We start from the raw sequence: 6,076 nt of genomic DNA, 5'->3' as shown, positions 1-6,076 counted from the left end.
AGCGGCTGTTAACCGCTAGGTTGCAGGTTCGAATCCTGCCCGGGGAGCCATTCGACTCGAAGCGCTGCGCGCTTCTCGCTTAAGGCAAGCCATTTCGACGCGTTCAAATGCAGATAGCCCGCGAGCGCTTAAGCTGCGCGGGCTTTTGTGTTTGTGAAAGGTTCCAAATAGAAGCGATAGGTTAGCTGCGAGCAATCGGCTTGTGATAGAGTTGCCTTCGCGTGGTTGCTCAGGCCCAGCCAGCGCCTGCTGTAGCGATACCCCTCGCCCGTTGGGTGTACTTCGGCTCCCACAACTTCTGCCCGTCCTTGAAAGTCTAGCCCTCCAATCCGCATCAAGACTTCCATCTTGCTGAAGAGCGAAAAGCGTTCGGGGAGCCAGACCTGCGCCCCGCCAATGCTCAGGTCCTTGACTTCGCCAAATACCGCAGAGCCAGAGTGTGGACCCCCTGCGTTCATGAGGCGACATCCGACAGAGAGTTTGACCGGGACGCGGGGCTCCCGGCGGGCGCCACTTCTGAACCCGCGGGGAGCGGCGGTGCGGACGGGGTCCGGGTCTCGCTCTTTTGCGGCTGTTGTCCGAGAAAGGTGGACCAGCCCATCCTAAGCAAGGCGCTCTTGCGCCTGCGCCAGCATGCGAAGAAGGTCCTGGACGCGTTCACTGGCACGGCGATCGCTTCGGTGCCTGGTAGGGGATCCTCATCGGGGCTCTCGGACCGACGGTAACCCCGCAATTGCACATGCGGTGCCCCTTGGACATCCCGGAGCAACACGCAAATGTCCTCAGAGTCACTTCGGCGAATCTGGTCGAGTTTCTTCATCACGCCCTCGCCTCCGCATCGAAGGGTTTCCTGAAGGGACCCATGCTCTCTCTTATCTTGCACGCAAATGTGAAGTAGGCGTCTATTGACCATGCCCATGCGGCGGGGAAGGGAGTTGCATATTGATGGGGCCCTTGCGATACTCATGTTGAAATATATTTTGGGATCGTGGATAGAGATGACTTCGGCAGTTTCGTTTCGACACGTGTCCAAGAAATATGATTCCCTCGGGGGCGGTGACCGCTTCGCGCTCCGGGACGTCTCCTTTGACATCTTCCCTGGCCGTCGAGTGGCCGTCGTGGGGCGAAGTGGCAGCGGCAAGTCGACATTACTGCATCTGGCAGCCGGGATCGATATTCCCACCGAGGGGGAAGTCTGGATCCACGGTTCCAATCTCGCGGCGCTCTCGGACCGGGATCGCACGCTGCTCCGCCGCAATAAGATCGGATTGGTCTTTCAATTTTTTTACCTGTTATCTCACCTGTCCGTCCGTAACAACGTAGCTCTGCCCGAGTTGGTCGCGGGGGGAAAATCTTCCGATTTTGACCCACGAGTGCACGAGCTGCTTGATCGGGTCGGCCTGGCCGACCGGGCAGAGGACCCGGTGCAAAGTCTGAGCGGGGGCGAAATGCAACGGATCGCAATCTGCCGGGCGCTGGTTCGCCGACCGCGGCTCCTGCTGGCAGACGAGCCGACCGGCAACCTGGATGATGCCAACAGCCGACTGGTTATGGATCTAATGCTGAAGCTGGCGTCGGAAGAGGGCAGCACTCTCATCTACGTCACCCACAGCCGAGAGCTTGCCGCGCTCGCCGACGAGAGCTGGCGCCTGCACAGCGGTGTCCTGGAGGTCCCGTGAGGCGCTATTTTGTCCGGTCCCTGGGCGCCCATCTCCGGGGTGGACGCTCACTCTACTTCCTGACCATATTCGGAGTCGCGCTGGGTGTGGCGTCGGTCATCTGTATTCAGATCATCAACCGGAACGCCCTTGCCGCCTTCAGGGGCGGGATCCAGGCCGTCAGCGGTGATGCGGATCTCAGTGTCCTGGGCCGGACCCCGACATTCCCCGAGCGACTTTATCCAGAAGTCTTGGCCGAGAAGGGAGTGGCCGCAGCCTGGCCGATCTACCGCATTGATGTGGCCGTGACAGATCGCGAGGCCTTTTTCCTGGACGTGGTTGGATTCGACTTTTTTGCACCGGTCCGCATGCCATGGAAGGGACAGCGGGGCGATATCTCGGACGCTCTAGCCAAACACGGGTGGGTGGCCATCACACCGCAGCTTGCAGAGGAGATGGGTTGGGCGGTTGGAGATGCCTTCGAGGTGTCGAGCGGCTCCCGCCGCGCCCGGCTGGTGGTGGGAGCCTTGGTGGATTTTCAGCGGGTCAGCCCCGTGGCCAGCAGGAAGCTCGCCGTCATGGACATCGCCCAGGCCCAAAGCCTCCTCGGCAGGCGGGGAGAAATCCACCAGATCGACATCCAGGCGGCGGAGGGAACGGATCTGCCCGCCCTCATCTCTCGCCTACAAGCCAGACTCGGCCCATCAGTGCAGGTCCTCACTCCCGAGCAACGAGAGAATCTGGCAGCCGGGTTGCTCTCGGCGTTCCGCCTCAATCTCACTGCCTTGAGCCTGATCAGTCTCTTCGTCGGACTCTTCTTGGTTTACAGCAGTACGCAGGCGTTGCTCGTCCACCGTCGGTCGGAGTTTGGGCTGCTGCGCTCACTGGGAGCGACCCGGCGGCAGGTGTTCGGTCTCATCATGGGAGAGGTCATTCTCCTCGGTGGTCTCGGGGTGGCGCTTGGATTGCCCCTGGGCTACTGGGCGGCGGAGGCGAATGTGGGAGTCGTCAGTGCCACCCTGAGCAACGTCTATCTCCTCGAAGAGATCGAATCTCTGCAAATGCCGCTCTGGCTCTATGTGCTCGCGGCGTTGATCGGCGTTGGGGGGGCGGTAGCCGGCGCGCTGTTCCCGGCGCTAGACATGAGCCGCAAGGACACGAAATCGCTCCTTGCGGTTTTTACCCTGCACGAACGAGTGGGATCGATGGCGTTTCCTCTCTTCGTGACCGGTACGTCCATTCTACTCGGTACGGGGCTCTGGTTTTGGCTGTTCGGGTGGGACTGGAGACCAGCGGGATTTGTGCTGGGGATTGCTCTGCTTATTGCGCTCCCCCTCTTTACGCCTTTCCTGGTCCAGCGGATCACGGGAGGGATCCGGGTCCGCGGATTCGGTCTCGGCTACAGCCTGAAGAGCCTGGGGGTCCGGCTGCAGACCACTTCGATCGCGGTGTCCTCTCTGGCCATCGCGGTAAGCATGCTGATCGGGATCACCCTGATGATCGGCAGTTTCCGGCGGACCGTGGAGGTATGGGTGAACAGCTCGGTCAAGGCGGACATCTATGTCAGCACCCCGTCATGGCGGGGGAGGCAAAGCGAAGCTACGCTGGACGACGATCTCGTCTCAGCCTTGGCCGCCCACCCAGGGGTGACCGCCGTCGATCGGTTGCGGAAATTCTTCGTCTATTCAGGCGAACGACGGATCTCCCTGGCCGGAGTCGACATGGGCTTGTCGGGTGGAGAGACGCGCTTCCCGCTGCTCGGAGGAGAGACGTCCGAGGTATTTCGCAAGGTACGAGACGATGGGGCCGTGCTCATTGGAGAAACGCTGGCCCGCAAGGCTGGACTCGGGGTGGGGGATCGATTGTCAGTCTTTGGACCGGGAGGCGAGGTGAAACTCCCGATAGCGGGAATCTATTCCGATTACTCTCCGGGCGGCGGATTGGCCGCTCTGGACATCCGCACCATGAATCGCCACTTTGGGCCGGGTCCTATCCACAGTCTTGCCCTCTACCTCGAGGCGGGCCAGGATACCGAAAGGGTGGTTGACGAGTTGAAAGCACGCTACGCCGGGACGCCACTCCGCATCCGGAGCAACCGCCGCCTGCGCGAGAGGATTTTCAAGATCTTCGACCAGACCTTTGCCGTCACGCGGCTCCTCCAAGCTATGAGCCTTCTCATCGCTGTCTGCGGAATTACCCTGACTCTGCTGATCCTGGCCAGGGAGCAGATATCCGAACTGGCGGTGTGCCGCGCCGTCGGGGCCATTCGTCAGCAGCTTTTTTGGATCTTCGTGGGCAAAGGAGTTGGAATGGGGCTCCTGGGTCTTGGTCTCGGACTGGTCGGAGGGATTGCCCTGGCCGGCATATTGATTTTCGTCATCACCCGAGCCTACTTTGGGTGGACAATCCAGGTGTACTGGCCATGGCTGCCGGTACTTCAGCAAATCTTTACCATCCTTGCGGCCGCTGTCCTGGCGAGCCTCTACCCTGCGCTGCGGGCCAGCCAAGCCCCGGCAACCGAGTTGAGTCGTGATGATATGTAGGATCGGGCTGTTAGTCTTCCTGCTTCTGGCCTCGGCAGCCCACGGGGTGGAGTGGCAGCCGGCCCGTCGCGATTACGGCTGGTCCTTTCCCCAGGATCATTGGGCTCGGTCGGGGTACCGGACCGAATGGTGGTATTTTACCGGGCATCTCACTTCGGAGGAGGAACCCCGCCGGCGCTTTGGATACCAATTTACCTTTTTCCGCATCGGCCTGTTGTCCGAACTTCCTGAGCTTCAGTCCAACTGGACCACCAATAATCTGATCATGGGGCACGCAGCAATTACCGATCTGGGCAGCGGGCGGCATCTCTTCAGCGAGGTGCTCTACCGCACCATTCCGCTTTTGGGTGGGTTCGGTCGGTACCCTGATCCAGTCATCGCTTGGAGCCGGGCCCCTGCCGGGACCGACGGCAAATGGACCCTGCGCTGGAACGGCCACGCGTTCGACTATTCGATGCGAGATAAGGCACAAGGGATGGCTCTCCAACTCACCACCCGGCCGGCCAAGCGCCTGGTCTTGCAGGGACCGAACGGGTTCAGCCGCAAGGGAGAAGGACCCACCGCTGCCAGCCAGTATTACAGCTTCACCCGCCTCCTGACAGAGGGAACGCTCTCGATCGATGGAGAGAGGGTGAGGGTCCGAGGAGAGAGCTGGATGGACAAGGAATTTGGCACCGACCAACTCGGGGCAGACCAGGTGGGCTGGGACTGGTTCAGTCTGCAGCTTCAGGATGGCCGCGAGATCATGCTGTACTTCTTGCGCAATGAACGCGGGGAAATTGACTTTGCCCGGGGGACCCTCGTATCTCGGGAGGGCGAAACGCGCTATTTGAATCCAGGGGAATGGTCAGTACGCTCCACCCAGACGTGGAAAAGTCCGAAGACGGGGGCCACATACCCTTCCCGTTGGATCGTAGAACTCTCGGGCGAAAACTTGCGAATCGTCATCGTTCCGGAGTTGGCAGACCAGGAAAATCGGAGCCACCTCGTGAAGAACCTGTTCTACTGGGAGGGAGCAGTGCGGATCGAGACCGCCGAAGGCGGTAGAATCGGCCGCGGGTATGTCGAACTGGTTGGCTATGGGACAAGGAGCCGACCGGCGATCTGATCTTGGTTTTCGTGGGCCAAAGAGCGATGGAAGGTAGAGACATGACTCATGTACTCATCGCAGGTTGCGGCTATGTTGGCACAGCTCTCGGTGTGCGTCTGGCAGCGGAAGGGCACGTCGTCTGGGGATTGCAGCGCCACCCAGAGGTCCTGCCCCCCAACATTCGCCCCCTTGAGGCAGATCTTACCGCTCCTGAAACGCTCCGGGGGTTGCCCCCTGGACTTCATTTCGTGTTCTTCACTGCGGCACCCAGTGGTTTTGACGAGGGAGAGTACCAGGCCATTTACGTGGACGGTCTGCGCCACCTCCTCGATGCGCTCCAGGCCCGGAGGCAGCAGCCCAGGCGCGTTTTCTTTACCTCGAGTACCGCGGTCTATGCGCAAACTGAGGGAGATTGGGTCGACGAGGAATCACCGACCGAGCCGGTGCACTTTTCCGGTATTCGTATGCTCGAGGCTGAACGCGTGCTGCGTCACGGTTCGTTCCCCGCCACCGTGCTACGGCTGGGCGGTGTGTACGGTCCCGGCCGGGAACGGCTCATCGGACGCGTGCGGCAGGGGAACGTCGTGTGCGCCGAAGGCCCTCCCGTGTACACAAACCGTATTCATCGCGATGACTGCGCCGGCGCGCTACAGCACCTCATGATGCTGTCCCAGCCTGACCAGCTCTACATCGGCGTGGATCACGAGCCTGCCGGAGAAAGCGAGGTCTTGCGCTGGCTGGCGACCGAGCTCGGTCTCCCTCCTCCTCGAGTGGTGAAATCTCCC

Annotated in this window: 5 protein-coding genes; 4 read left to right on the top strand and 1 reads right to left on the bottom strand. The window is 61.0% G+C overall.

Going from position 1 to position 6,076, the window contains the following annotated elements; genetic code table 11:
- Positions 1-128 precede the first annotated feature (128 nt).
- Positions 129-596, bottom strand: a complete 468-nt coding sequence (locus tag O6929_08395; protein MCZ6480406.1) for a PilZ domain-containing protein — start codon at positions 594-596, stop codon at positions 129-131.
- A gap of 321 nt (positions 597-917) precedes the next feature.
- Here O6929_08395 and O6929_08390 point away from each other — a divergent pair, with 321 nt between their 5' ends.
- From O6929_08390 to O6929_08375, 4 genes are all read left to right on the top strand, one after another.
- Positions 918-1,679 (top strand): ABC transporter ATP-binding protein, encoded by a 762-nt coding sequence (locus O6929_08390; GenBank protein MCZ6480405.1) that lies wholly within the window; start codon positions 918-920, stop codon positions 1,677-1,679.
- Positions 1,676-4,201 (top strand): ABC transporter permease, encoded by a 2,526-nt coding sequence (locus tag O6929_08385; protein ID MCZ6480404.1) that lies wholly within the window; start codon positions 1,676-1,678, stop codon positions 4,199-4,201. The genes O6929_08390 and O6929_08385 overlap by 4 nt, the downstream gene beginning before the upstream one ends.
- Entirely contained in the window at positions 4,191-5,309 is a 1,119-nt protein-coding gene (locus tag O6929_08380; GenBank protein ID MCZ6480403.1) for a carotenoid 1,2-hydratase, read from the top strand. Before O6929_08385 ends, O6929_08380 begins: the two co-directional genes overlap by 11 nt.
- 41 nt (positions 5,310-5,350) lie before the next feature.
- A partial coding sequence (locus tag O6929_08375; GenBank protein MCZ6480402.1) for an SDR family oxidoreductase occupies positions 5,351-6,076 on the top strand: 726 nt, incomplete at its 3' end.

It is taken from the genome of Candidatus Methylomirabilota bacterium, assembly GCA_027293415.1.
In the GTDB taxonomy this organism is placed as follows: domain Bacteria; phylum Methylomirabilota; class Methylomirabilia; order Methylomirabilales; family CSP1-5; genus CSP1-5.
Note: the sequence above shows the minus strand (reverse complement) of the source record. Positions and strands in the feature narration are given on the sequence as shown.

Coding starts and splice junctions, on each gene's coding strand:
- O6929_08390 (MCZ6480405.1), top strand. CDS start 918: ATGCGGCGGGGAAGGGAGTTGCATATTGATGGGGCCCTTGCGATACTC.
- O6929_08380 (MCZ6480403.1), top strand. CDS start 4,191: ATGATATGTAGGATCGGGCTGTTAGTCTTCCTGCTTCTGGCCTCGGCA.